The 24,380-nt window shown below is 36.7% G+C and carries 25 protein-coding genes and 1 pseudogene; 19 read left to right on the top strand and 7 right to left on the bottom strand.

The genetic code is table 11. The features are described 5' to 3' along the window. Positions 1-114: 114 nt before the first annotated feature. Positions 115-807 (bottom strand): RsfA family transcriptional regulator, encoded by a 693-nt coding sequence (locus AC3WVZ_RS27570; protein ID WP_000868358.1) that lies wholly within the window; start codon positions 805-807, stop codon positions 115-117. A 284-nt stretch (positions 808-1,091) separates the two neighbouring features. Between AC3WVZ_RS27570 and AC3WVZ_RS27575 the strand changes: the two genes are divergently transcribed. The 6 genes from AC3WVZ_RS27575 (at position 1,092) to AC3WVZ_RS27600 (ending at position 7,103) form a co-directional block, all read left to right on the top strand. Beyond that, positions 1,092-1,316 carry a YuzB family protein gene (locus tag AC3WVZ_RS27575; protein WP_233935702.1) on the top strand — a complete coding sequence of 75 codons (225 nt, stop codon included), beginning with the start codon at positions 1,092-1,094 and terminating at the stop codon, positions 1,314-1,316. 312 nt (positions 1,317-1,628) lie between these two features. Next, positions 1,629-2,684 (top strand): FecCD family ABC transporter permease, encoded by a 1,056-nt coding sequence (locus AC3WVZ_RS27580; RefSeq protein WP_000388294.1) that lies wholly within the window; start codon positions 1,629-1,631, stop codon positions 2,682-2,684. Further along, positions 2,681-3,697, top strand: coding sequence for a FecCD family ABC transporter permease (locus AC3WVZ_RS27585; RefSeq protein ID WP_001260757.1), 1,017 nt, complete (start codon positions 2,681-2,683; stop codon positions 3,695-3,697). The genes AC3WVZ_RS27580 and AC3WVZ_RS27585 overlap by 4 nt, the downstream gene beginning before the upstream one ends. A gap of 15 nt (positions 3,698-3,712) precedes the next feature. Then, positions 3,713-4,525 (top strand): ABC transporter ATP-binding protein, encoded by an 813-nt coding sequence (locus AC3WVZ_RS27590; RefSeq protein ID WP_000212068.1) that lies wholly within the window; start codon positions 3,713-3,715, stop codon positions 4,523-4,525. 189 nt (positions 4,526-4,714) lie between these two features. Then, entirely contained in the window at positions 4,715-5,653 is a 939-nt protein-coding gene (locus AC3WVZ_RS27595; RefSeq protein WP_000787724.1) for an ABC transporter substrate-binding protein, read from the top strand. Positions 5,654-5,798: 145 nt separating this feature from the next. Then, positions 5,799-7,103: an HD domain-containing protein gene (locus tag AC3WVZ_RS27600; RefSeq protein ID WP_000262730.1), complete on the top strand. Its 1,305-nt coding sequence runs from the start codon at positions 5,799-5,801 to the stop codon at positions 7,101-7,103. A gap of 39 nt (positions 7,104-7,142) precedes the next feature. On the opposite strand, the gene thmT is transcribed toward AC3WVZ_RS27600, so the two are convergent. Beyond that, the gene (thmT, locus tag AC3WVZ_RS27605) at positions 7,143-7,328 is read right to left on the bottom strand and encodes a 2-hydroxymuconate tautomerase (protein ID WP_001147171.1); all 186 of its coding nucleotides are present in this window, start codon (positions 7,326-7,328) and stop codon (positions 7,143-7,145) included. Between the two features lie 112 nt (positions 7,329-7,440). Between thmT and AC3WVZ_RS27610 the strand changes: the two genes are divergently transcribed. After that, positions 7,441-8,115 carry a site-2 protease family protein gene (locus AC3WVZ_RS27610; protein ID WP_000372445.1) on the top strand — a complete coding sequence of 225 codons (675 nt, stop codon included), beginning with the start codon at positions 7,441-7,443 and terminating at the stop codon, positions 8,113-8,115. 25 nt (positions 8,116-8,140) lie between these two features. Further along, on the top strand, positions 8,141-8,650 hold the full coding sequence (locus AC3WVZ_RS27615; protein WP_000136678.1) for a YwhD family protein: 510 nt from the start codon (positions 8,141-8,143) through the stop codon (positions 8,648-8,650). Between the two features lie 34 nt (positions 8,651-8,684). On the opposite strand, the gene AC3WVZ_RS27620 is transcribed toward AC3WVZ_RS27615, so the two are convergent. Both AC3WVZ_RS27620 and AC3WVZ_RS27625 read right to left on the bottom strand, forming a co-directional pair. Then, positions 8,685-10,736 (bottom strand): transglycosylase domain-containing protein, encoded by a 2,052-nt coding sequence (locus AC3WVZ_RS27620; protein WP_000372958.1) that lies wholly within the window; start codon positions 10,734-10,736, stop codon positions 8,685-8,687. Between the two features lie 100 nt (positions 10,737-10,836). Beyond that, the gene (locus tag AC3WVZ_RS27625; RefSeq protein WP_000042779.1) at positions 10,837-11,562 is read right to left on the bottom strand and encodes a glycerophosphodiester phosphodiesterase; all 726 of its coding nucleotides are present in this window, start codon (positions 11,560-11,562) and stop codon (positions 10,837-10,839) included. 152 nt (positions 11,563-11,714) lie between these two features. Between AC3WVZ_RS27625 and AC3WVZ_RS27630 the strand changes: the two genes are divergently transcribed. The 5 genes from AC3WVZ_RS27630 (at position 11,715) to tnpC (ending at position 17,079) form a co-directional block, all read left to right on the top strand. Then, complete coding sequence (locus tag AC3WVZ_RS27630) at positions 11,715-12,122, top strand: MerR family transcriptional regulator (protein WP_000276560.1); 408 nt, start codon at positions 11,715-11,717, stop codon at positions 12,120-12,122. Between the two features lie 5 nt (positions 12,123-12,127). Then, positions 12,128-13,291 carry an MFS transporter gene (locus AC3WVZ_RS27635; protein ID WP_233935704.1) on the top strand — a complete coding sequence of 388 codons (1,164 nt, stop codon included), beginning with the start codon at positions 12,128-12,130 and terminating at the stop codon, positions 13,289-13,291. Between the two features lie 186 nt (positions 13,292-13,477). Further along, positions 13,478-14,305 (top strand): polyamine aminopropyltransferase, encoded by an 828-nt coding sequence (speE, locus tag AC3WVZ_RS27640; protein WP_000424696.1) that lies wholly within the window; start codon positions 13,478-13,480, stop codon positions 14,303-14,305. A 217-nt stretch (positions 14,306-14,522) separates the two neighbouring features. Beyond that, positions 14,523-15,395, top strand: a complete 873-nt coding sequence (speB, locus tag AC3WVZ_RS27645; protein ID WP_001209831.1) for an agmatinase — start codon at positions 14,523-14,525, stop codon at positions 15,393-15,395. A 280-nt stretch (positions 15,396-15,675) separates the two neighbouring features. After that, positions 15,676-17,079, top strand: a complete 1,404-nt coding sequence (gene tnpC / locus AC3WVZ_RS27650) for an IS66 family transposase (RefSeq protein WP_100910632.1) — start codon at positions 15,676-15,678, stop codon at positions 17,077-17,079. A 231-nt stretch (positions 17,080-17,310) separates the two neighbouring features. On the opposite strand, the gene AC3WVZ_RS27655 is transcribed toward tnpC, so the two are convergent. Continuing rightward, positions 17,311-18,348, bottom strand: a complete 1,038-nt coding sequence (locus AC3WVZ_RS27655) for a PTS sugar transporter subunit IIC (protein ID WP_000996319.1) — start codon at positions 18,346-18,348, stop codon at positions 17,311-17,313. A 233-nt stretch (positions 18,349-18,581) separates the two neighbouring features. On the opposite strand from AC3WVZ_RS27655, the gene AC3WVZ_RS27660 reads away from it, so the two are divergent. After that, the gene (locus AC3WVZ_RS27660; protein WP_233935705.1) at positions 18,582-18,986 is read left to right on the top strand and encodes a YxeA family protein; all 405 of its coding nucleotides are present in this window, start codon (positions 18,582-18,584) and stop codon (positions 18,984-18,986) included. Here the strand turns inward: AC3WVZ_RS27660 and AC3WVZ_RS27665 are convergent. Further along, positions 18,970-19,956: pseudogene (locus AC3WVZ_RS27665) on the bottom strand (S66 family peptidase). The gene AC3WVZ_RS27660 and the pseudogene AC3WVZ_RS27665 sit on opposite strands and share 17 nt — an antisense overlap. Positions 19,957-20,158: 202 nt before the next feature. On the opposite strand from AC3WVZ_RS27665, the gene AC3WVZ_RS27670 reads away from it, so the two are divergent. The 5 genes from AC3WVZ_RS27670 (at position 20,159) to AC3WVZ_RS27690 (ending at position 23,902) form a co-directional block, all read left to right on the top strand. After that, on the top strand, positions 20,159-20,596 hold the full coding sequence (locus tag AC3WVZ_RS27670; RefSeq protein WP_000414867.1) for a YwiB family protein: 438 nt from the start codon (positions 20,159-20,161) through the stop codon (positions 20,594-20,596). Continuing rightward, positions 20,596-22,266 carry an arginine--tRNA ligase gene (argS, locus tag AC3WVZ_RS27675; RefSeq protein WP_001086454.1) on the top strand — a complete coding sequence of 557 codons (1,671 nt, stop codon included), beginning with the start codon at positions 20,596-20,598 and terminating at the stop codon, positions 22,264-22,266. The genes AC3WVZ_RS27670 and argS overlap by 1 nt, the downstream gene beginning before the upstream one ends. Positions 22,267-22,418: 152 nt before the next feature. After that, positions 22,419-22,946, top strand: a complete 528-nt coding sequence (locus AC3WVZ_RS27680; RefSeq protein WP_000391642.1) for an RNA polymerase sigma factor — start codon at positions 22,419-22,421, stop codon at positions 22,944-22,946. Further along, the gene (locus AC3WVZ_RS27685; protein WP_000656684.1) at positions 22,933-23,238 is read left to right on the top strand and encodes an ECF-type sigma factor negative effector; all 306 of its coding nucleotides are present in this window, start codon (positions 22,933-22,935) and stop codon (positions 23,236-23,238) included. Before AC3WVZ_RS27680 ends, AC3WVZ_RS27685 begins: the two co-directional genes overlap by 14 nt. Further along, positions 23,231-23,902 (top strand): anti-sigma factor, encoded by a 672-nt coding sequence (locus AC3WVZ_RS27690; protein WP_233935707.1) that lies wholly within the window; start codon positions 23,231-23,233, stop codon positions 23,900-23,902. The genes AC3WVZ_RS27685 and AC3WVZ_RS27690 overlap by 8 nt, the downstream gene beginning before the upstream one ends. A gap of 26 nt (positions 23,903-23,928) precedes the next feature. Here AC3WVZ_RS27690 and AC3WVZ_RS27695 read toward each other — a convergent pair whose 3' ends face one another. Continuing rightward, complete coding sequence (locus AC3WVZ_RS27695; RefSeq protein ID WP_000738221.1) at positions 23,929-24,303, bottom strand: hypothetical protein; 375 nt, start codon at positions 24,301-24,303, stop codon at positions 23,929-23,931. Between the last annotated feature and the right edge of the window lie 77 nt (positions 24,304-24,380).

The following is a 24,380-nucleotide window of genomic DNA, read 5'->3' on the forward strand; positions in this document are numbered from 1 at the left end:
ATCTTTAAAATGACAATCTCTATTATAGCAAAAAATGAAGAATGGAGTTTTCTCACATATAAAGGGGGAGCTTAAAGGTGAAATAATAAAAAGGATGCATTGCATGCATCCTTTTTATTCTGCAATTTTTTCTAAATTACCGTTTCGGTCCATTCGGAAAGATGTTTGAGAACGTTCTTCGTCATCCATGACTGCCAATTTACGAGCACGGTTCATAATGTTCATAAGTGTTTCGTAATCTTCTTGTACAGTATGAGATTGCTTTTCTAATTTTTCTAGTTTCTTTTCTAGTTCCTCATTCCGAAGGATTTGTGCTTTAATTTCTTGTTTCAATCTCGTATTCTCGTTTTCAAGAGCTGTCACTTTTATATTTGAAGATCCGACTGTTTGTAAAAAATAAATAACATCTTGCATTGTCATAGAGCTTCTTGCAGCAGGAGCAGTAGATTCTTGATATGGAATAGCTTCTTTATATTGTACGATTGATTCTTCTTGTACTAATTCTTCATAATCAGTTATCGAATCTGAAGCTGGTGGTGTATAAAGTAAACGTTTTTTCGCTTGTTCACCGCTTGCAGCACGCATTTTATCTTTACGATGTTTTTTTGCTAGTTGAAGAGCTTGTTCATAGCTATAGCGAACAACAGCATTCCAGCGGAAACCACAAGCAGCAGATGTACGATTTAACTGATCCCCTACTTCCTCAAATGCATTTAATTGCGTACTTCCTTCTCTAACATGACGAAGTACCGTTTCAGCAAGTAATAAATCATCCTCATCTGTCCAAGCATCTTGTCTTACTTTCATAGATTCAACTCCCTTTCTTTTTATGAACTTCCTATTTTTATAATGGGCAAAAAAATAAACTTTTATACAAAGCTTTTAAAAATATGGTAGATTTCGATGAAAGGTAAAAATTTTCCCATGAATGGTGAGCGCTTCTGTAGGAGAGCATATAAATATGTATCATTATGTAGAGAATAGGCTTTGTAGGGAAACTTGCAACGAGCTTCAAAGAGCGGTAAAATACCATTTAGTGTTTATTTTTAAATGTACTTGAGAAAAGTTTAAAATAGAGGAAGTGTTATGTAATGGGAAACGAGTTTCGCGTGTGCGATGACTGTCAGGCAACGAACATTAAAACGTTAGTTCTGAAGTTAAAAAAAGTAGATTCATGTGCAACGATTGAAGTTGGATGTCAGTCTTACTGTGGTCCTGGTCGTAAAAAATCATTCGCATTTGTAAATAACCGTCCAGTTGCGGCTCCAACAGAAGATGAGTTAATCGTGAAAATTGAAGCAAAGTTAAATAAGTAAGAAAAAGAAGAGTGAAAAGATTACTCTTCTTTTTTTATGCCCATAAGAGGAATGATTTATTCTGCGAAAGTACTCTTGTGTGGACGAACATTTTCTAAAGGATGAACATAACTTTTGTATTAAAATACCAATTTGTATAAATTTATATTTCAAAATAATGGTTGACAGTCTTTTAAAGCGATAGGTAGAATAGAAGTGTCTGATTCTGAGAATCATTATCAGGGAAATAACAATTCACCTAATTTTTTTATTACTATTTGAGAATAAATTTCATTTCAATAAATATATGTTGTTGGTTAGGATGGTTGAGGGATGGAAGCGAGCGCAAGCAGTATAGAACAGCAAGAAGAGAATGTTAAAGAGATTAAGAGCAGACCGCTCATCGCTTCTATTATTTTAGTAGCGGGTACAATTTTGTTAGCTTTAAGTATGGCAGTTTCTATTTCTTTTGGGGCTGCAGATATTAGTTTAAAGACTGTATGGCAAGCTGTATTTCAGTTTGATGGATCTATTACACATCATAACGTAATTCAAGAGCTTCGCATGCCTAGAGCAATAGGGGGCGTAGTTGCAGGTGCCTTTTTAGCGGTATCAGGAGCAATTATGCAAGGTATGACGCGAAATCCACTTGCTTCACCATCGTTAATGGGGATTACAGATGGAGCTGTATTTGGAATTGCAATTATGTATGCATTTTTCCCTAATTCACCTTATTTAATGTTTGTTATCGCATCTTTTATTGGAGCTGCGTTTGGTGCAAGCATTGTATATGGAATTGGATCTTCTTCACCAGGTGGATTAACACCTGTGAAATTAGCTTTAGCAGGTGCAGCTATTAGTGCTTTATTAGGGGCAATTTCATCTGGAATCGCATTGTATTTCAATCTTGCCCAAGAGGTGAGTATGTGGAATGCAGGCGGAGTCGCTGGAGTGAAATGGCAAAGTATTAATATGTTAGTGCCAATTGGCCTTGTTTGTCTTTTTATCGCAATTATGATGTCGAGATATATTACAATTTTGAGCTTCGGTGAAGAAATTGCGATTGGACTTGGTCAAAATACGACATTGATTAAATTTATCGGAACAGTACTTGTTCTTGTTTTAACGGGTTCCGCAGTTTCCATGGCAGGATCAGTTGGATTTGTTGGTCTTGTAATTCCGCATATGACTCGTTTCCTCGTAGGCTCGGACTATAGATGGGTTATTCCATGTTCTGCGGTCTTAGGTGGGCTGTTAATTGAATGTGCAGATATGTTATCTCGCGTTATTAACCCGCCATTTGAAACGCCAATTGGAGCAATTACAGCGCTAATTGGGGTTCCATTCTTCCTCTACTTAGCACGTAATGAAGGGAGAGGAAAGATGTGAGGACGAGTGTCTTAACAAAAAAGAACATTTCTATATTAACGATTTTAGTAGGACTAATCGTTTCTATATTTCTTATTAGTTTAAATACAGGAACTTTTAAAATCCCGCCAATGGACGTATTAAAGTCATTGGTTGGACTAGGGGCTGAAGATCAGTCTGTTATTTTATTTGAATTCCGTATGCCGCGTATGGTAATTGCTATACTAGTCGGATCTGCTTTAGCTATGTCAGGCGCGATTTTGCAAGGTTTATCACGAAATCCTCTTGCTGATCCAGGTATTATAGGTATTAATGCTGGAGCGGGATTAACAGTTGTTATATTCGTCTACTTCTTCTTCGGGAAAGTAGGGACTGGTACATTTTTATCTGTATTCATTCTCCCATTCTTCGCACTAGTTGGAGCAATATTAGCAGCGGTAATTATTTATTTACTAGCATGGAAAGACGGCGTTTCATCGACTCGATTAATACTAGTCGGTATTGCCGTTGCAGCTGGATTTGGAGCTGTTAGTTTAATTTTCTCTATGAAGATGACATCTAACGATTTTCGTTTTGCTACGATTTGGCTGGCGGGAAGTCTATGGGGTACAGATTGGAAATTCGTATTAAGTGTACTTCCATGGATGGTTATTTTCTTACCGCTTGCTATAAGTAAAGCACACATATTAAATGTAATGAACCTAGGCGATTCTACAGCAGTTGGCCTTGGTGTAAACGTAGAAAAAGAAAGACGTAAATTATTATTTATTGCAGTTTGTTTAGCAGGGGCATCTGTTGCTGTTGCCGGCGGAATTGGCTTTATCGGTTTAATGGCCCCGCATTTAGCAAGGCGCCTTGTTGGTGGTAAACATCAAATTATGTTGCCCACAGCTGCGCTAATAGGAACGTTTTTACTTTTATTCGCAGACGTGATTTCAAGAAGTGTACTAACAACTTCAGAAATACCAGTCGGTCTTGTTATTTCTGTAATTGGTGCACCGTATTTTATTTATTTACTTATGAGGACAAAATAAAGGGAGGCTTTTCGTATGGCAACTTTAGCGGTGGATGCGGTATCGGTTGGCTATAATGAAGGTTTAATTATTGATGGATTAACAGTTGAAATTCCGGAAGGGAAAATTACAACAATTATTGGACCAAATGGTTGTGGGAAGTCCACATTATTAAAAACGGCGTCTCGTATTTTGAAGGCAAAGCAAGGTACTGTTTATCTTGACGGAAAAGCAATTGAGAAACAGCCAACGAAAGAAATTGCAAAGAAAATGGCGATTTTACCACAAACTGCAGAAGTGCCAACGGGTCTTACTGTATTTGAGCTTGTGTCATATGGAAGATTCCCCCATCAAAAAGGGTTTGGCACGTTGAAAGAAGAGGATTATCGCTATATTAACTGGGCACTTGAAGTGACAGGAATGAAAGAATTTGCGAATCGTCCAGCAGAAGCGCTATCAGGCGGTCAACGTCAACGTGTTTGGATTGCAATGGCTCTTGCACAAGGAACAGAATTACTTGTATTGGATGAACCAACGACGTACTTAGATATGGCTCATCAATTAGAAGTATTAAACTTATTGAAAAAGTTAAATGAAGAAGAAGGTAGAACGATTGTTATGGTTATCCATGACTTAAATCACGCTTCTCGTTTCTCCGATCATATGATTGCATTAAAAGCAGGTAAGTTAATGAAACAAGGAACGCCAGATGAAGTTATGACAAGTGAAACACTTCGTAACGTATTTGAGATTGAAGCTCAAATCGTTCCATGTCCAGTAAACTGTAAGCCAATTTGTTTAACATATGATTTAGCGATGATTAGTAATCAATTGCGTAAAAAAGCATAAGTAGAACCCCCTCGTGAAGAGGGGGACTTCTAATGGACGTTGAGCTTCTTATATAAGAATGGGAAGTTGAACGCCCGTTAGAATGGGTTATTAACAACAATTAATAAATATATATTAATTAATTGTTATATTTGTTTCTTATAGTTCGTTGTAACTTATAAGATAAATACAGCTAGAAGGAGTGGGAACATGAAGAATTTTAAAATGGCACTATTAGCAATGGTACTAGTTGTGACTTCTGTACTATTTGCAGCTTGTTCTAACAAAGAAGAAGAAAAGAAGGCAGATGCAAAGACTGAAGAGCGCACTGTAAAACATGCAAAAGGGGAAATTAAAATTCCTGCAAACCCAAAGAAAATTGCTGACCTTAGTGGTTCAACAGAAGAATTATTAATTTTCGGTATGAAACCGGTTATTACTGCTAATACATCTCAAGAAAAAATTGATGCACATATTGAAAAGAAACTAAAAGACGTTAAACCAGTTGGTTCTGCTTGGGGCGATAAAATTAACATCGAAGCAGTAGCTGCTGCAAAACCAGATTTAATTCTTGTAAATAATCGTCAAGAAAAGATTTATGACCAATTATCTAAAATTGCACCAACAGTTATGTTAAACACTCCATTAGATCAATGGCGTCCAAAATTTGAAGAAGTAGGTCAAATCTTCGGTAAAGAAAAAGAAACAAAAGAATGGTTCAAAAAGTATGATGAAAAAGCAAGCAAATTACATGACAAAATCGTCGCTAAAACTGGTGAAGCAACATTTATGAAAATGGCTGCATATCCAAATGCTTTCCGTGTATACGGTGACTACGGTTACGGTAGCGTAATCTTTAATGATTTAAAACTACCAGCAGTTAAAGGGACACCAACTGATAAACCGTTAGTACAAGTACAAAAAGAAGCTTTAATTGATTACAACCCAGATTACTTATTCGTGTTTACAACTGGTGACGGTTCTCAGCGCTTGAAAGAATTCCAAGAAGAATCAATTTGGAAAAACATGAACGCTGTTAAAAACAACCACGTATTTACAATTAAAAATGAAGACTTAAACAAAGGTTACTTCCCACTTGGGAAAGATATGATCTTAGACGAAGTTGCTGAATTCGTTTTAGGTAAATAATGTATAAAGGAAATCACTTTTACTTCGGTAAAGGTGATTTTTTCTTTTTATAAAGGGAATTAATACAGTCTTTCATTTCTTTCTGTTTCTCATTTCGTTTATAATATAAAGTAAGAATGTAGTAAAGAAAGGGGGATGTCGGAAAGTGGTATATTTAAACGACAAACTCAGCGAAACAAAAGTGTTTAAAGACCCAGTACATAAATATGTGCACGTGCGTGATCGTGTTATTTGGGATTTAATCGGAACGAAAGAATTTCAACGCTTGCGCCGTATTAAGCAGCTTGGAACGACATTTTTTACATTTCACGGTGCAGAGCATAGTCGCTTTACTCATTCGTTAGGTGTATACGAAATTATTCGTCGTATGATTGATGATGTGTTTGATGGCAGACCAAATTGGAATGCTGAAGATAGATTGTTATGTTTATGTGCGGCATTACTTCATGATGTCGGCCACGGCCCATTTTCTCACTCGTTTGAAAAAGTATTTTCATTAGATCATGAGAAATTTACGCAAAAGATTATCGTTGGCGATACGGAGATTAATGATGTATTAAGTCGTGTTGATAAGGAGTTTCCACAAAAGGTAGCAGATGTAATTGCAAAAACGTCTACTAATAAATTAGCGATTAGTATGATTTCGAGTCAAATTGATGCGGATCGTATGGATTATTTATTAAGAGATGCTTATTTTACAGGCGTAAAGTACGGAAACTTCGATATGGAACGTATACTGCGTGTAATGCGTCCGTATGGGAATCAAGTAGTCATTAAAAATAGTGGTATGCATGCTGTTGAGCATTACATTATGAGTCGTTATCAAATGTATTGGCAAGTATATTTCCACCCGGTAACGCGAAGTGCAGAAGTTATTTTAACGAAGATTTTACACCGTGCGAAATCACTGCACGAGAAGTATTATACATTTAAAAATCATCCTGTTCATTTCTATTCTTTATTTGAAGAAGAAGTAACAGTAGAGGATTATTTAAAGTTAGACGAGAACGTTATGTATTACTACTTCCAAGTATGGCAGGAAGAAGAAGATCCAATTTTAAGCGATTTATGCCGCCGTTTTATGAATCGAAATCTATTTAAATATGTAGAGTTTACAGATAAACACGGTTTAGATAATTGGATGGAATTAAGTAGTTTATTTAAAAAGATTGGACTTGATCCGGAGTATTATTTAGTAGTTGATTCAACATCAGACTTACCGTATGACTTTTATCGTGCAGGAGAAGAAGAGGAGCGTCTACCAATCCTACTTCTTATGCCAAACGGAGAGCTTAGAGAGCTTTCACGTGAGTCGGATATTGTTGAGGCGATTACAGGTAAGAAAAGAACGGATCAAAAGCTATTCTATCCACATGATTTAATCTATGAAGATGGAAGAAAAGGAAAATATAAAGAGAGAATTATTGAGTTGTTAGAAGGAAAGAAATAAGAAGCAGCTAATGGCTGCTTCTTATGAAAAAACTTGAAATTATTTGTCGCTTAAGCGTTTTCCGCCAACTGCATAATGGTTTTTAGACATTTCTTCGATGAAAACAACGATGTTTTCTTCAGGAGCACCAGTTGTTTCGCTTACTGCTGCTGTTACTTTCTCAGCAAGAGCTTTCTTTTGTTCTTCTGTGCGTCCCTCTAGCATTTTCACTGTTACGTATGGCATGTACAATCGCTCCTTTTATGTAAGTTACACTCTTATTATAGCGGATTATGGGGAAGAACAATCGAAAAAACAAATAATTTCTTTTTTTGACATATGGAAGAGGAGATGAAGTATGGATCAGTTATTTAGATATCCATTGCACGAAATTCCGTTAGTAGCAATGGCAATTATTATTGCACTATCCGTTCATGAATTTGCACATGCATATGTTGCATATAAATTTGGGGACGATACAGCAAAGAGACAAGGGCGTTTAACGTTATCACCGATGGCCCATTTAGACCCTATCGGTTTGATTGCAGTATTAATTCTTGGATTCGGTTGGGCAAGACCAGTTCCTGTTAATCCATATAACTTTAAAAGACCGCGTCTGGCAGGTATATTAGTTTCAATTGCAGGGCCGATTAGTAACTTAATTTTGAGTGCAATTGGTTTAATTATTTGGTATAGCTTATTAAAATTTGGTGTATTATACTCAATTCCATCTGCAGTGGCAGATACGTTAGCTCAATTTTTCCAGATTTTTATTATGCTGAATATCGTTTTACTTGTATTTAACTTATTACCCATCCCGCCACTTGATGGGTATCGCGTAGTGGAAGATTTAGCGCCAGCAAATATTCGCGCAAAAATGACACAGTATGAAAAATACGGGGCAATTGCGTTATTAATTCTCGTTATTACACCGCTTAGTAATTACACAATTCAACCTATTTTCCAGGTAGTTATTCCGCATGTATTTGTATTTTTAGACAGCATCATTGCGCCTATTTTTGGCCTTTTATAATTTTTAAGTGAGGAGGATTTTACATATGACAGAGAAAAAGAAAAAAATCGGTTTTAATATCGTGAAAAATGATTCAACAGATGGACATGGTGGGTTTGGTGTTGGAGCATTAAGCTTAGAAAACATTTCACCTGTATTTGTTGATGTACTAGAGAAGACTGCATTCGTTGATATCGGTGCGATGCATGCGCGTAGTACAGTAGAAAAAGGTATTAAGTTTTTAACAAATAAAGATGAAGTTCCAAATGGAAAACCATTTTGGCTTGTTTGGGTAACAATTGAAAGAACTGCGACAGGTGCGTATTACGCAGGTGTAACAGCTTGTGAAATGACAGTTGACCGTGAGATTCGCCGCGGATATAAATCACTTCCAGAACACGTAAATAAAATGGATAAATCATTGAAGCGTCACATTATGGTTGACCATATGGATGAATCATCTAAAAAGGTACTTGGTACGTTCTTGAAAGAACATAATGAAGCGATTTGGAACGAATCTAGTGAAGAATTGCGCCGTGCATTATTAAGTGAATAAAAAATAGCTGACGGATGCCCGTCAGCTATTTTTTTTACCAAGGAAGATATTTTTTCCACCAACTTGTTTTTTTCTTTTCTTCAGTTGTTTTTTCAAATTCTTCTTTATCATCGACGTGATCCATACAATATTCAGTCGGTTCGGTACCTTTAGCGAAATACATTTTCACAGAAATAGGACAATTTTTTGTAGCAATTTTACCGTTCTCTGGATTGATATTAACCGCTACGACGTCACTTGGTTGTTTAAATTCTTTTTTAGGCTGTCCATCTAAGCCCTTCTCCATCGTATCAGTCCATATTTTCTTCGCATACCCCTGTTCTGCTACGTTTGAAATAGATTTAGGTTGATCATATCCGACCCATACACCTGTTACGATTTGCGGAGTAAATCCGATCATCCAACTATCCGTTTCAGTAGAACCAGATTTGCCGGCATATGTTCTTGATAATTTTGATAACATCGATTGGCCAGTTACAGCAGCATAACTGCTTAGTTTCTTATTAAACATACCAGTCATCATTTCTTCCATTACAAATGCTTTGCTCTTGTCGAGAACTTGTTTACTCTCTAAATGAGCATCGTATAATATATTTCCTTCATGATCCATAATGCGGCGAATGAAAGTAGGTTTTACTTCTTTTCCACCGTTTGCGAACATGCTATAAGCGTTAACCATTTCAATTGGTTTTACTGGTGATGTACCGAGAGCTAGAGAAGGCACATCTTTTAATGCACTTTTAATTCCAAATTGTTTCGCTGTTTTTGCTAGCGTGTCATCTCCTAAAAACAAATTCGTTTTCACAGCATAAATGTTATCAGAGACTGCGAGAGCTTGTGCCATCGTTACGAAATCATCTGCATAATAATCTTTATAGTTCTTCGGTTTATACTTTGAAACGCCGTCACCTAGGGTGAATACAGTATATTCGCTTTTTAAGCGCGTAGCAGGCGTGAATCCTCGTTCTAATGCCGCATAATATAGAAATGGCTTAAATGTAGAACCAGGCTGACGAACGGCTTGTGTAGCCCTGTTAAATTGACTCATATTATAATCAGTTCCACCAACAAGAGCAGCCACTTCACCTGTCGTTGGATTCATAGAGACGAGAGCAGTTTGTATGTTTGTTGTGTCAGGTATATGATCTTTTACAGCTTGTTCTGCTACAGCTTGTAGTTTAGGGTCTAGCGTTGTATAAATTCGTAAGCCACCTCGTTGTAAAGCTTGTTCGTCTAATCCAACATCACGAAGAAGCGAAGCTTGTACAGCATCTTGGAAATATGGTGCGACCTCTGCTACTTTTTTCGTATCTAATGAGGCAAAAGTTAGTGTCTCTTTCTTCGCTAAGGTTGCTTGTTGCTTCGTAATATATCCTTGCTTCACCATTTCATCTAATATGAGAGCTTGTCGTCCTTTAGCGCGATCCTCTTTCAAAAAGGGAGAATAGACACTTGGCCCTTTCGGGATACCTGCCAGCATACTAGCTTCTGCTAATGTTAACTCTTTTGCCGTTTTATCGAAATATAGACGGGACGCAGCTTCGATGCCATAAGCGCCATGTCCGTAATAAATTGTATTTAAATATCCTTCTAAAATATGATTTTTATTATAGTTTACTTCAAGGCGGATAGTGTACATTGCCTCTAATAATTTTCGTTTCCACGTTTTATCATGATCTAAATACAGATTACGCGCGTATTGTTGTGTAATTGTACTAGCTCCTTGTACCTTTGCCATCGCTTTTAAATCAGCAACAATTGCACCTGCAATCCGTTTCACATCGAAGCCGTGATGTTTATAAAATCTTTGATCTTCAATAGAAAGGGTCGCTTCTTTTACATAAGGTGAAATTTCATTAAGAGAGACATTGTAACGTTTTTGAATTTCGTTACTTTGTCCAATAACAGTATCATCGTTTGCGTAAAAGACGCTTGTTTGCGGGACCGCAACAGGAGGAGGTCCCATAATTTTTGCAACTATAATAATAACAAAAAAAGAAAAAACGAAGAAAAGGACGCACGAAAACATTGCGGTGAAGAAAAGACGTTTATATTTTTTAAGTTTTGGATTCATAGTTTGATCCATCTTTTTTCAGCCCCTCATTAATACAAGCGTTATTGTATTAGTATTGAGGGTTTTCGTTTATTTTAAACAATGAAATTTCGAAAATAAAAAGCTCCTTCCATTAAGAAAGGAGCTCAAAGGCACGTGCTGGCCAATCGGTAATGATGACATCTACACCATAATCAATCATAGTTTGTAAATCTTTGTATTCGTTAATTGTATATGGACGGAAAACATATCCTTGCTCTTGTGCTAACTGCACAAATTCTTTCGTTAATAACTGGAAGTTTGGATGTAATCCACTTGCTTCTCTATGTTTTGCTTCGGAAATTGGATCAGTAAGTGGTGTATCATATAAAATTGCTCTTGGGATTTCAGGAGCAATTTCTGCTAATAATGAAACAGAGTCATGGTTAAATGATGAAAATACAATTTGATTAGAAAGATGATATTCACGCACAAGTGCAACAGCTTTTTCCTCAATATTTGGGTAATGAATAACATCTGTCTTTAATTCAATATTTAGTTGTAAGTTCGTTGTGGAAAGCCAAATGAAAACCTCACGCAACGTTGGGATTTTTGCTTCATGGAAAGAAGGGTCTTTATAGCTACCAGCGTCCAATAATTGTAGTTCCTCTACCGTTTTTTCAGAAACAAGTCCAACGCCATTTGTTGTACGATCGACGGTTTCATCGTGAATTACGACAAGTTCACCATCTTTTGATAAATGGACATCGAGTTCAATTCCGTGAGCACCAATGCGTTCTGCTTCTTGGAAGGCAATCATCGTATTTTCGGGATGTGTTCCTTTTACTCCGCGGTGAGCGAAAATAAGTGGTTTACTCATGTGAAATTCTCCTTATTATCTCTTTTCTTTTATTATGAAACTGCTTTAGGGAAAATACAATTGAATATGACAAACATTTACAAAAGTCTAACAGTTGCAGAAAAGTTAACGTTAACGTAAAATGTAATAATCAAGTGAAGGGAGGAATAAACATGTATAAAATTGATGAAGTAACAAAGCAAGTCGGTTTAACAAAACGTACACTTCGTTATTATGAGGAAATTGGTTTAATTCATCCCCCAGAACGTAGTGAGGGAAATATCCGTCTGTATACGGATGAGGATATTGCCAGAATTAAAAGAATTGTAGAAGCGAAAGAAGTGCTAGGAATCACACTTCAAGAAATGCAGCATTTCTTATCACTAAAAGAAAGAATGGAGCAAAGAAGAAATAGCGAAAATCCTCGTGATCGTGAAGTGATTCAAGAAATTAAAGATATGCTTGAAAAACAAGTGCAAACGTTAGACGAAAAAATGGAGCAAATGCAACGTGTAAAGGCAGAACTAGAAGATAGTTTACATCGTGCAGTAACATTTTTAGAGAGCACAAAAGGAGAGTAATCAAAATGGAGAGCAAACAAAAACTAGGGAGATTGATTACAGTGGTGGCTACCTTCCTTGCCTTTTCGGGTATAGGAGTAGTCGACCCAATTTTGCCGATTATTGCAGAGAAAATTGGTGGATCGCATTGGCAAGTTGAAATGTTATTTACCGCTTATATTTTAACGATGGCAATTATGATGTTACCAGCTGGTATATTTGCATCGAGATTTGGTGATAAACGGATGATGACAATCGGTCTTGCGATTGTGACTGTATTTGCGTTTATATGTGGTATGTCACAAACGATTGCTCAATTATCTCTTTTCCGCGCTGGATGGGGATTAGGGAATGCGATGTTCTTCGCGACGGCGATGACTTTATTGATTGCATTAAGTAAAGAAGTTCATGAAGCAGTAGGATTATACGAAGCAGCTATCGGCTTAGGTATGGCTGGCGGACCGTTATTAGGCGGGATATTAGGTGGTCATTCTTGGCGTTATCCGTTTTTCGCGACGAGTATTTTAATTTTCTTAGCATTTATTTTAGTATTCTTTTTTGTAAAAGAACCAGAACGAAAAGTGAAGCGTAAGGCTGCTGGCGTAGGGGGATTACTTAACCTGGTGAAGTATAAACCATTTATGCAAGGTGCCATTTCAGGGATGCTATACTACTACGGATTTTTTGTCGTGTTAGCATATTCACCACTTATTATGCATTTATCAGCTATTCAATTAGGCTTTGTATTTTGCGGATGGGGACTCGCGTTAGCTTACGGTTCTGCAATTTTAGCACATAAGCTAGAAGGGAAATATGAACCAAAAACATTATTGAAGGGTAGTTTACTCGTATTTGCGATTTTCTTAATTGCACTATTCTTTGTGAAAATTATGTGGTTACAAATTACTCTTATCGTTTTATCAGGATTGGCGTCTGGCTTAAACAATGCATTATACACAAGTTATGTAATGGATATTTCACCTTATGAAAGATCTGTTACGTCAGGTGTTTATAACTTTGTTCGTTGGTTAGGTGGTGCGATTGCTCCGATTTTATCAGGAATTATCGGTCATACTGTTTCACCACAAAGTCCGTTTTTAGTAGGTGGAATTGTGGTGTTAGTTGGTTGTATTATGATCCTAATTCCAATTCGTAAACCAGTAGAAATAGAGACAAAAGCCCTTTCTTAAGAAAGGGTTTTCTTTCCTTTTACGGTGCAAACCCTTTCCGCACATATGTTAGAACCCTCTGACTAAAATATATTTTCGGTATTTTTGTACTTTTAACTATACATTTTGGATGTTTTGTTTTATTTTTGTTAGGGGACATTAATGATGTCCCTATTATAAATTTGCATTGAAAGGCGTGATTGTACGATGGAACTATGGTTCACTGAAAAACAAACAAAACATTTTGGGATTACGGCGCGTATTAACCGCACATTACATACGGAGCAAACAGAATTCCAAAAACTTGATATGGTTGAAACGGAAGAGTTCGGAAACATGCTTATTTTAGATGGCATGGTTATGACAACAGAAAAGGACGAGTTCGTTTATCACGAAATGGTAGCGCACGTACCTTTATTTACACATCCAAACCCTGAAAACGTATTAGTTGTTGGTGGCGGTGATGGTGGTGTTATTCGTGAAGTGTTAAAACACCCAAGTGTAAAGAAAGCAACTCTTGTTGAAATCGATGGAAAAGTAATTGAGTACTCTAAACAATACTTACCATCAATTGCAGGCGCATTAGATAATGAGCGTGTAGAAGTAAAAGTAGGAGACGGTTTCCTACATATCGCAGAAAGCGAAAATGAATACGATGTAATTATGGTAGATTCTACTGAGCCAGTAGGACCAGCAGTAAACCTATTTACAAAAGGCTTCTACGCTGGAATTTCAAAAGCGTTAAAAGAAGATGGTATTTTCGTTGCACAAACGGACAACCCTTGGTTCACACCAGAGTTAATTACAACTGTGTTTAAAGACGTAAAAGAGATCTTCCCAATCACTCGTTTATACACAGCAAACATTCCAACTTACCCAAGTGGTCTTTGGACGTTCACAATTGGATCTAAAAAACATGATCCATTAGAAGTAAGTGAAGAGCGTTTCCACGAAATCGAAACGAAATACTACACAAAAGAATTACACAATGCAGCATTCGCATTACCGAAATTTGTTGGCGATTTAATTAAGTAAGAGAATTGTATCAAACAAATAAAGTGTAAGTAGCTCATTTAAGGTGTTTGTCCAGAAGACTTGAACATGCTAGCTACTTACACTTCTGTAGAGAAAATCGTCTTCTTGTTGTTAAAAAGAAGACCCGGTAAATCGAGAAAGAGGAGCAATTCGCTCCAAATTTGAGAAATAGTGAAAGGTTGGGATACCTTAAGTTCCACATAAGGAGGAAAAGAATATGCGTTTTGATGAAGCTTATTCAGGTAAAGTATTTATTAAAAGTCATCCAAGTTTTGAAGAGTCAAAGGTAGTTATTTATGGGATGCCTATGGATTGGACAGTAAGTTACCGTCCGGGATCTCGTTTTGGCCCTGCACGTATTCGTGAAGTATCAATCGGTCTTGAAGAATATAGCCCGTATTTAGATCGTGAACTAGAAGAGGTAAAATATTTTGATGCGGGTGATATCCCATTACCATTCGGAAACGCACAACGCAGCTTAGACATGATTGAAGAGTATGTATCAAAACTTTTAGATGCCGATAAGTTTCCACTAGGTCTCGGCGGTGAGCACCTAGTGTCTTGGCCAATTTTTAAGGCAATGGCAAAAAAATATCCGGATTTAGCAATCATCCACATGGATGCTCATACTGATTTACGTGAATCGTATGAAGGGGAGCCTTTATCCCACTCTACACCAATTCGTAAAGTGTGTGATTTAATTGGTCCGGAAAACGTATATTCTTTCGGAATTCGTTCTGGAATGAAGGAAGAATTTGAATGGGCGAAAGAAGTAGGTATGAACTTATACAAATTTGACGTATTAGAACCGTTAAAAGAAGTATTACCGAAACTTGCTGGCCGCCCAGTCTATGTCACAATCGACATTGATGTATTAGACCCAGCTCACGCTCCAGGAACAGGAACGTTAGAAGCTGGCGGTATCACATCTAAAGAATTATTAGATTCCATCGTAGCAATTGCAAATTCAAATATAAATGTAGTTGGAGCAGACTTGGTAGAAGTAGCTCCAGTCTACGACCATAGTGATCAAACACCAGTCGCAGCAAGCAAATTCGTGCGGGAAATGCTGCTCGGTTGGGTAAAATAAAAGTGAAGCCGACTGTTTAGGCCCGGCGGCTAAGGTTCTTTCCTGCAAAAGGCGCTTTTTGCCTCGAAGGAAGAAGCGAAGCCACCGATCATTCTAGCCACTGCAGCTAGATAAAATAAAAGCCCTCTATATGATTAGAGGGCTCTTATTTTTTCGTTATGTGTCGGTAAGTCGATATGTAACTACTCAGCCACCTTTCGGTGTCTTTTTTAAATTTTACTAGTTTCATATGCCTCCCATTTGTAAATACTGAGTATATCAAACAGGGGAGGTGAATCTTATGGTCGATCGAAAAATTATTTTAGATACATATAAAAAAGGACCTGAAGCTGTTATTTCTTTATTTGAAGAAACATTTTCTAAGTTAGAAAAACGTATACAAGAACTAGAAAATGCTTCAAAAAAAAACTCCAAAAATAGTCATAAGCCACCTTCTACAGATGGTTTGGGTAAGCCCGTTACAAAAAGTTTGCGCAAACCGTCTCATCGTCAAACGGGTGGCCAGTTGGGCCACAAGGGACATACTCTTGGTTTGACAGCGACTCCAGATCATACGATTACACATTCTCCTACATATTGTACTTGTTGTCATACTTCCTTGAACCACGAGCCTGTAAAAGGGTATCGCATTCGCCAAGTGTATGACTTACCACCTATTCAGATCGAAGTGACAGAACATAAAGTAGAACAGAAAGAATGCCCACATTGCCATTCTATCCAAGAAGCCCAATTTCCTTCGACAGTATCTCGTCCTGTTCAATATGGTCCAAATATAAAAAGACTGATTCCCTATTTAACGCATTATCAATGCATTTCTTTGAAGCGAACAAAAGAATTCTTTCAGGATTGTTTTGGACATTCTATAAGCGAAGGAACCCTGGTAAATCATACACAGGCTTTCGCTTCTCAATTGCAGCCATTCATAAAAGAAGTAAAGGAAAAGATTCTGCAGTCTCCTGTTGTCCATTTTGATGAAACTGGTATGCGTGTAGAAAACAAAACACAATGGTTACATACTGCCAGTACACCGGAGGTGACATTGCAACATATTCATCAAAAACGTGGAAAAGAAGCAATGGATGCTGGAGAAATCTTGCCATCTTTTTCTGGAATTGCGATGCATGATGGTTGGAAATCGTATGATGCGTATACAGATTGTCGTCACGTTTTATGTAATGCCCATCTCTTACGAGATTTACAAGGAATTATAGATAGTACTGGAGAACAATGGGCACAACAGATGCAGAAATTTCTAACGCAAGCGTTGACGATGAAAAAGCAATCCGAAGGTACCATGCCAAAAGCGACGCAAAAGAATCTGTTTATTATGTATCAATCCATATTGAAAGAACAACAGATTCTTTCCACGAAACAAAAGAAGAAAGGAAAGCAGACGCCTTCTCAAAATTTATGGAATCGCTTCGTCAAGTATTCTGACAGAATTCTAGCGTTTTTAGAACATCCAGCCATTCCATTTGATAACAATCAAGCAGAACGGGATATTCGGATGACGAAAGTAAAACAGAAAGTGTCTGGGACTTTCCGAAGTAAGAAAGGCGCAGAATCTTTTTGTCAGATACGAAGCTTTATGAGTACCATGAAAAAACAAAAACAATCGGTCTTACAAGCGATAAACCAAGTCATAGAAACTAGAACGGTTCCTTGGAATAACACGACTTCATAAGAGAATTTCTCTATTTGGCATAGATTCTTTCTCTGATTGGAGTATTTTCTTTTCATGTTTTCGAATCGGAAACATGTATTTGGCCTGTTTTTTTATTTGAAGAAGCTGAGTAGTTACGTCGATATATTAAAAAAATCGCTGATATAATTCGAGTTGCGCCGATATAATTTCATTTACTGTTACGCAACACAAAAAAGAGCTATTCCTAAACGATGGGAATAGCTCTTTTTCTTATGCAACCTTCTCTTCCGAAGTAACTCCGCGAATTTCATCAGCAGAGCGGATCGGATATTTACGGAACACAATAGATCCGATGTATCCGACAATAGTGGTAACGATCCCACATAATATAGCAGCAATTGTTACTTTTACAACGTCATTAAATCCGAATAAGACAAGAAGTCCTGGGATTGGTGATGCTGTTCCTGGTGCATTATTAACGAGCTGGAACAGAGAGGTAATAATACCAGCAAGTGCACCGCCAACGAAGTTTGTCGCATAAATTGGAATCGGATTTGCTGAAACAACATCGGCTTGTGTTAAAGGCTCGATTGCTACAGCAATTGTATCTTTCTTTGAACAAATTTTTAAGCGTTTAAAGAAAATAAAGTTCATTGGGGCTGAAGCTGCTACAGCCAGACTACCAATTGCCATTGGTAAACCTGTTAATCCAAGCATTGCAGTTAGTGCCATAGAACTCAGTGGAGAGGTAGAAATAACTGTTATTAATCCACCAAGCATAATACCCATAATGATAGGACTTTCTGTAGTTGCAACTGAAATCATAGAACCGATTTTACCAAGTGTGGCGTTAACGAGCGGATCCATAAGCATTGCCATTCCGCGTGAGATTGGTGCAGCGATAAATAGGATTGCTAAAAATTCCACACCAGCTGGTAATTTCTTTTCGAGAAATTTCACGACGAAGGCACAAACGTATCCAGCGAAAAATCCTGGTAAAATACCAAATCCACTAGTAGCGATACCAATTAAAACAGCATATACGGGGGAAACACCGATTGCTAATGCGACTAAAATCGCTGCTGCGACACCGCTCATACTACCGGAAGCTTCTCCTACTGATTGTAAAAAGTCATTATGAAACATTTCTCCACCTATATAACGGTGAAATGCTTCAATAAGAAAACTTGCAATTGCTGCATTAGCTAAAGCGCCCATCGCCTTCATTCCGTAAGGCGCACGGTAACTGAAAAGTGTAAATAGACAAAGTACAACAAGTAATAGTGCTAAACCTTGCAAGATAGCCATTTGAAAACTGTCTCCTTTGATTTTTGTAATAAAAATTCGTATCATTCAATAATAATATAAAAGTGTATGAAACGGAAAAATTTTTTCTTGGGAACTGGTTGTAAGAAAAAATCCCTTACAATAATGTAAGGAAAGTGTAAGACTTTTAGATAGAGTATAGTATGCTCTTTTCCGTATAATACAAGTATAGATATAATACTAGCGAGAAAGAAGTGCAAACAGGAGGTTCATGTATGAAATTGGTAATTAAAGTTTTAGCTGTATTCGCCATTATTCTAGGTGGAACAGCGTATTATTTGAACACAAAAACAGAAGGTGTACATGCTTTTGTAGACAACTTCTTTTCAAATAAAGAAATACAAGATTATTATGCGGTTATAGATAAAGGTGAGAAAAAAGACGGAGAATACTTGTATACTTTTAAAGGGTATACAGAAGATGGAAAGTTACAAGTTATTAAAAGAATGATGAACCGTGAATTGCATACGGGGGCGTTTATAAAAATTTATGCAAAAGGTATGCAAGGAAAAGGATGGGCTGAAATCCCGAAAGAATCCATTCCGCAAAAAGCGTTGGAAAAAATAGAAAAACCAAAAAAGGAGCGACTCATTCGCTCCTTTTTTAGTACGTTAAAATAGTGATAGATGTCTTCTCTTTGTGAGAAATAATTTTTGCATGTCCACCAATTGGAAAAGTGAAAATCGGGGTTGTATGCCCGAAACTTGCGTTTGCAATGATAGGGATATGTGCAAGTTCAGGTTTTGAAGCAATCATTTCTTGAATGTCTTCTATCGTACATTCTGCACCTTTTTGCATCTTTCCCATAACGATTCCCTTTATGTATTAAAACTCTTGCTGCTGCATAAGGGAATGTAAATAACGATCAAAAGTTTTAAGAGTAGATGTTCCAGTTAAACTATCTTCTTCAATAAATAAAATTTTCTCCTTTAAATTTGGCATATATGGTGTACCTTGCAGTAAGTTAAATGTGCTCATATTGCCACCGATAATATCTCCCGTAGCTTCTCCTTCTTGAATTGAAACATATCCTTCATTTTTAATAAATTCTCGATTTTCCTGATCTATATACCAAGAATCATCGCTCCATGTTTCAGATGGAAGGACTTCAATAGGCTCATTAGAAGTTAAGCACTTTAAAAAGTAATCGGTTGTATATCCGAGCCCTTTCTCCATTCCAAACGAAGAGAAATGGGGTCCTGAATATGTAACAAGCCCTGTTTTTACGTAAATTGCATTATTTAAGGCAGTAATATCAGAATAACCACAGAAAAATTTCGGGTTTTCACGAATTAAATCATAATCGAGATGTTTCAATAAACCATTTGAGTTGTATCCGCCAAGTGTAGTCAAAATAGCTTTTACATTAGAGTCTCGAAATGCTTCATGGAGGTCTTGAATGCGGGAAGAAATAGAGGAGGAAGCAAATCGATCTATCTCATCAGCATATTTTGAGAATGTAACTTGAAAGCCCATGTCAGTTAATCTTTTTATAGCAAGTTTTCTATTTTCATTTGAAACAATACTTAAACTACACGATGGTGAAATCACTCGTATTTCAGCACCCTTTTTTAACTTTGTTGGTATCACTACATTCACCTCTTTAATTGAAAGAATATTTAGATTTAAAAAATATTTTATCATATGAAATAAAGTAGAAGTGAATTATTTTTTGAAATGGAGTTTTCCTGATTTTTCAGCAGACAGACAGAGTCTTTTTTTGATATGATAGGAAAAGTGATTTATTATAAGTAGTATTTAATATCTATAACATTTGAAAGGTGTGCAAGACGTGGAGAAACAACTTGCAGGCTTGCCGGTACACGTTCATTTCGTAACAGAAATCCGTGAAGGGGCGAGGAAGGAAACCGTTGCTTTTGAAGCAAATGGTCAATACTATGTAAAAGGTCAAGGTACATATGTAACATTCCAGGAGCCGAACGAACAAGGCGAAGTGAAAACAATTATTAAAATTCAAGATGAACAAGTTCTTATTATGCGTTCAGGTGCTGTTTCTATGCGTCAGACGCATGTGAAAGGTGAATGGACAACTGGTACGTATACGAGTGAACTTGGTACGTTTGCATTGCAAACAAAGACTGATAACGTTCTTTTTAAATGGTCGGATGAAAAGAAAAAAGGACAACTCTTTTTAACGTACGCATTGCTTCTAAGTGAACAAGAAGCTGGCAGATATACTATTACAATTAATTTGAAGGAGGCAAAATAATGAATTCCTTAGAACAGGTAAAAGGATTGATTAAAGAAGAAATTCAGGCTGCTGTATTAAAGGCAGAATTAGCGACAGAAGAACAAATTCCAAACGTTGTATTAGAATCTCCAAAAGATAAAACAAATGGTGACTTCTCTACAAATATGGCAATGCAACTTGCACGCGTTGCGAAAAAAGCACCTCGTATGATTGCAGAAGAACTAGTTGCAAACTTCGATAAAGCAAAAGCTTCTATTGAAAAAATCGAAATCGCTGGTCCTGGTTTTATTAACTTCTATATGGATAATAGCTACTTAACAGATTTAATTCCAACAATCGTAAACGCTGGTGAAGCTTACGGTGAAACGAATACTGGTAAAGGTGAAAAAGTACAAGTTGAGTTCGTATCTGCGAACCCAACAGGTGACCTTCACTTAGGACATGCACGTGGTGCAGCAGTAGGTGACACTTTATGTAACCTATTAGCAAAAGCAGGGTACGATGTATCTCGTGAGTACTACATTAATGACGCTGGTAACCAAATTCATAACTTAGCTCTTTCTGTTGAAGCTCGTTACATGCAAGCTTTAGGCTTAGAAAAAGAAATGCCAGAAGACGGATACCATGGTGCGGATATCATTGGAATTGGTAAACGTTTAGCAGAAGAATTCGGTGATCGTTATGCGAAAGCTGATGAAAAAGAAAGCTATGAATTCTACCGTGAGTACGGTTTAAAATATGAATTAGCAAAACTTCAAAAAGACTTAGAAAGCTTCCGCGTTAAATTTGATGTATGGTTCTCAGAAACATCATTATACAAAAACGGGAAAATTGATCAAGCACTTGCTGTATTAAAAGAGCGCGACGAGATCTTTGAAGAAGACGGTGCAACTTGGTTCCGTTCAATGACTTACGGTGACGATAAAAACCGTGTATTAATTAAAAATGACGGTTCTTACACATACTTAACGCCAGATATCGCGTATCATCGTGATAAATTAGAGCGTGGTTTCGATAAGTTAATTAACATTTGGGGTGCTGACCATCACGGTTATATTCCACGTATGAAAGCTGCTATTCAAGCACTTGGTTACGATAAAGACACGCTTGAAGTAGAAATCATCCAAATGGTACAACTATACCAAAATGGTGAAAAAATGAAGATGAGTAAGCGTACGGGTAAAGCAGTTACACTTCGTGAGCTTATGGAAGAAGTAGGCGTGGACGCAATGCGTTACTTCTTCGCAATGCGTAGCGGTGACTCTCATTTAGACTTCGATATGGACTTAGCTGTATCAAAATCTAATGAAAACCCAGTATACTATGCACAATACGCTCACGCTCGCGTATGCAGCATCCTTCGCCAAGGTGAAGAATTAGGATTAGCTACAGGCGGAGACGTTAACTACAAACTTGTTACTTCTGAAAAAGAAGTAGAGTTACTGAAAAAACTTGGTGAATTCCCAGCGGTAGTTGCGGATGCAGCACAAAAACGTCTACCACACCGTATTACAAACTATGCATTTGAATTAGCAGCAACATTACACAGCTTCTACAATGCAGAAAAAGTATTAAACCAAGATAATTTAGAATTAAGTAAAGCTCGTTACGAGTTAATGAAAGCAGTACGCACTACACTTCAAAATGCATTAGCAATCGTAGGAGTATCTGCACCAGAAAAAATGTAATAAAGAAAAGCGGAAGCGGACTTTCGTTTTTAAATAAAAGGCAATCACACGATGTTGTGATTGCCTTTTTATGTGGAGATAATAAAAAAATAAAATTTTATCAAACAAAAAGGGAATTTGCGTCGTCTTATATAAATGACAGGAGGCTTATGATGGAAGAAAAGGTAGAAGAATTAATTGATATATATAAGAAGCAAATATATTCCTTATGCTATAAGTTAGCAAAGACGAAAGAAGACGCGGAAGATATTTTTCAAGAGACATGGATAAAAGTTTTTTCATCGCGGCACCAACTTTCTTACGTGGAGAATTATAAAAAATGGATTACTACAATTTGTGTTCGTACGTTTTATGATTTTTATCGTAAGAAAAAAAGGTGGAAAGATCGAATATTGGATTTGTTTCATAAAGAGGATGGTGGAGAAATAGATTTCGCAGATGATGTGAATATATCAGAAGAATTTATTCAAAAAGTGGAAGCGGAAATGATACGGGAAGTTATACAGCTATTGAATGAAAAATATAAAACCGTGCTCGTACTCTACTATTATGAACAATACTCTTATAAAGAAATGAGCGAAATATTAAATATACCGATTGGTACGGTAAAGTATCGGCTTAATTATGGGAAAAAGAAAATGCGAGAACATTTGGAGGGGTTCGTTCATGAAGGAAGATAAATTTGAACAGAAAATAAAGAGCAGTTTAGCAGAAGAGATAACTCCAAGCGAAGAGCTAATAAATAACACGAAGCAGGGCGTGCGAAAGGCTCAGAAGTTAGAGAGGAAATGGATGATTTGTATTCATACCATTTGGATTGTTTTGCTAACAATTGTTATAGAACAATTTGTCACTCATTTGGATTATAAAATTCCTATGTTAATAGCCATTGTGATTATGATGCATGTATACATTCCGATATATGTTGTAATACAGTCATTTTTAAAGAAGGAGTATAAATTACATGAATGAGTTCGCTAATCCGTTTGTACTATTTGAAGTAGCTGGAGTGACGATGTTTTTAGCTTTTATAGCACTTTTAATATGTGTTGCATCATGGGTATATACAGATGCTAAAGCACATCAAATGAGTAAAGGATGGAGTGTCTTAGCGGTTATATTTCCATTTTTTATCGGTTTTTTGTTATATATGGTAAGAAGAAGTAAAAAGAAAGTTGAAGGAGAATATAAGATGAACTTTGTTAAAAAACAGAAAGTAACATTAGTTGCGATATTGGCAAGTACAATGTTTGTATTACTTAGTGGTTTTGCTTTTGCACAAACGTTAAATGACGCGTGGAAAGCAGGAGATATATATTTAGAAAATGAGAAGCCAGGGGAGACAAGTTACGAGGCGAAATTCTCATCATGGGATATTGCCGGTAAAGATATTGAACTTCAGTATGAGAAGGACACAGAAGTGACATTTTCTTATGAGACAGATGCAAAACGAGGGAACTTATGCTTTAGCGTGTATGAAAGACGAGGAGAAGGTATAAAAGAGTTAAAGGAAATCTGTGAATCGAAAAAAGGTAGTTTTACAGTTACTTTAAAAGCAAATGAAGAGTATGTATTGAATATAAGTGGATTAAAAGTGAAAGATGGATTCGTAAAAGTGAATTGGCAAGAGAAATAAAAGGGGCCCTATAAAGGACCTCTTTTTTATTGAATAGTATAAGTAACAGAAAAACTAACAGGACTATAGTAAACGTAAGGTGCATGAAATTGAACATACATATTTCCATCTGTTTTTGCAGTGAAAATTCGGCCGTAACCATCAGAATAACGTCCAATTAGGTTATGATTTGAGTCATAAACACTGTAACTAGGAGTTTTGCTGTTAGGATGAATTGTTAGTTCTTGTCCTTTTTGAAGGAAAATAGGTTCTTGTTCAGAACTACCTCCAGTTTGCAAAGAATAAAATTTTGTAAAGCTTTGTTCTTGAGCGGCAGCAGCGACTTTTGTTTCAGGAATAAACGCAGTAGCTCCAGTAATTCCTGCTAAAGTTAATGCACCTGCTAAAATCATTTTTTTCATAATAGAAAAAGCCTCCTTATTAGTTGTAATCGGTGTTGTTACAGTTAATATTGTATACGATAATGGGTAGGATAAAA

It is taken from the genome of Bacillus sp. CPT56D-587-MTF (assembly GCF_058792335.1).

What these genes read in the sequence shown, in the direction of transcription:
- AC3WVZ_RS27570 (WP_000868358.1), bottom strand. Translation starts at nt 807, where the DNA reads ATGAAAGTAAGACAAGATGCTTGGACAGATGAGGATGATTTATTACTT.
- AC3WVZ_RS27575 (WP_233935702.1), top strand. Translation starts at nt 1,092, where the DNA reads ATGGGAAACGAGTTTCGCGTGTGCGATGACTGTCAGGCAACGAACATT.
- AC3WVZ_RS27580 (WP_000388294.1), top strand. Translation starts at nt 1,629, where the DNA reads ATGGAAGCGAGCGCAAGCAGTATAGAACAGCAAGAAGAGAATGTTAAA.
- AC3WVZ_RS27590 (WP_000212068.1), top strand. Translation starts at nt 3,713, where the DNA reads ATGGCAACTTTAGCGGTGGATGCGGTATCGGTTGGCTATAATGAAGGT.
- AC3WVZ_RS27595 (WP_000787724.1), top strand. Translation starts at nt 4,715, where the DNA reads ATGAAGAATTTTAAAATGGCACTATTAGCAATGGTACTAGTTGTGACT.
- thmT (WP_001147171.1), bottom strand. Translation starts at nt 7,328, where the DNA reads ATGCCATACGTAACAGTGAAAATGCTAGAGGGACGCACAGAAGAACAA.
- AC3WVZ_RS27610 (WP_000372445.1), top strand. Translation starts at nt 7,441, where the DNA reads ATGGATCAGTTATTTAGATATCCATTGCACGAAATTCCGTTAGTAGCA.
- AC3WVZ_RS27615 (WP_000136678.1), top strand. Translation starts at nt 8,141, where the DNA reads ATGACAGAGAAAAAGAAAAAAATCGGTTTTAATATCGTGAAAAATGAT.
- AC3WVZ_RS27620 (WP_000372958.1), bottom strand. Translation starts at nt 10,736, where the DNA reads ATGGATCAAACTATGAATCCAAAACTTAAAAAATATAAACGTCTTTTC.
- AC3WVZ_RS27625 (WP_000042779.1), bottom strand. Translation starts at nt 11,562, where the DNA reads ATGAGTAAACCACTTATTTTCGCTCACCGCGGAGTAAAAGGAACACAT.
- AC3WVZ_RS27630 (WP_000276560.1), top strand. Translation starts at nt 11,715, where the DNA reads ATGTATAAAATTGATGAAGTAACAAAGCAAGTCGGTTTAACAAAACGT.
- AC3WVZ_RS27635 (WP_233935704.1), top strand. Translation starts at nt 12,128, where the DNA reads ATGGAGAGCAAACAAAAACTAGGGAGATTGATTACAGTGGTGGCTACC.
- speE (WP_000424696.1), top strand. Translation starts at nt 13,478, where the DNA reads ATGGAACTATGGTTCACTGAAAAACAAACAAAACATTTTGGGATTACG.
- speB (WP_001209831.1), top strand. Translation starts at nt 14,523, where the DNA reads ATGCGTTTTGATGAAGCTTATTCAGGTAAAGTATTTATTAAAAGTCAT.
- tnpC (WP_100910632.1), top strand. Translation starts at nt 15,676, where the DNA reads ATGGTCGATCGAAAAATTATTTTAGATACATATAAAAAAGGACCTGAA.
- AC3WVZ_RS27655 (WP_000996319.1), bottom strand. Translation starts at nt 18,348, where the DNA reads ATGGCTATCTTGCAAGGTTTAGCACTATTACTTGTTGTACTTTGTCTA.
- AC3WVZ_RS27660 (WP_233935705.1), top strand. Translation starts at nt 18,582, where the DNA reads ATGAAATTGGTAATTAAAGTTTTAGCTGTATTCGCCATTATTCTAGGT.
- argS (WP_001086454.1), top strand. Translation starts at nt 20,596, where the DNA reads ATGAATTCCTTAGAACAGGTAAAAGGATTGATTAAAGAAGAAATTCAG.
- AC3WVZ_RS27680 (WP_000391642.1), top strand. Translation starts at nt 22,419, where the DNA reads ATGGAAGAAAAGGTAGAAGAATTAATTGATATATATAAGAAGCAAATA.
- AC3WVZ_RS27685 (WP_000656684.1), top strand. Translation starts at nt 22,933, where the DNA reads ATGAAGGAAGATAAATTTGAACAGAAAATAAAGAGCAGTTTAGCAGAA.
- AC3WVZ_RS27690 (WP_233935707.1), top strand. Translation starts at nt 23,231, where the DNA reads ATGAATGAGTTCGCTAATCCGTTTGTACTATTTGAAGTAGCTGGAGTG.
- AC3WVZ_RS27695 (WP_000738221.1), bottom strand. Translation starts at nt 24,303, where the DNA reads ATGAAAAAAATGATTTTAGCAGGTGCATTAACTTTAGCAGGAATTACT.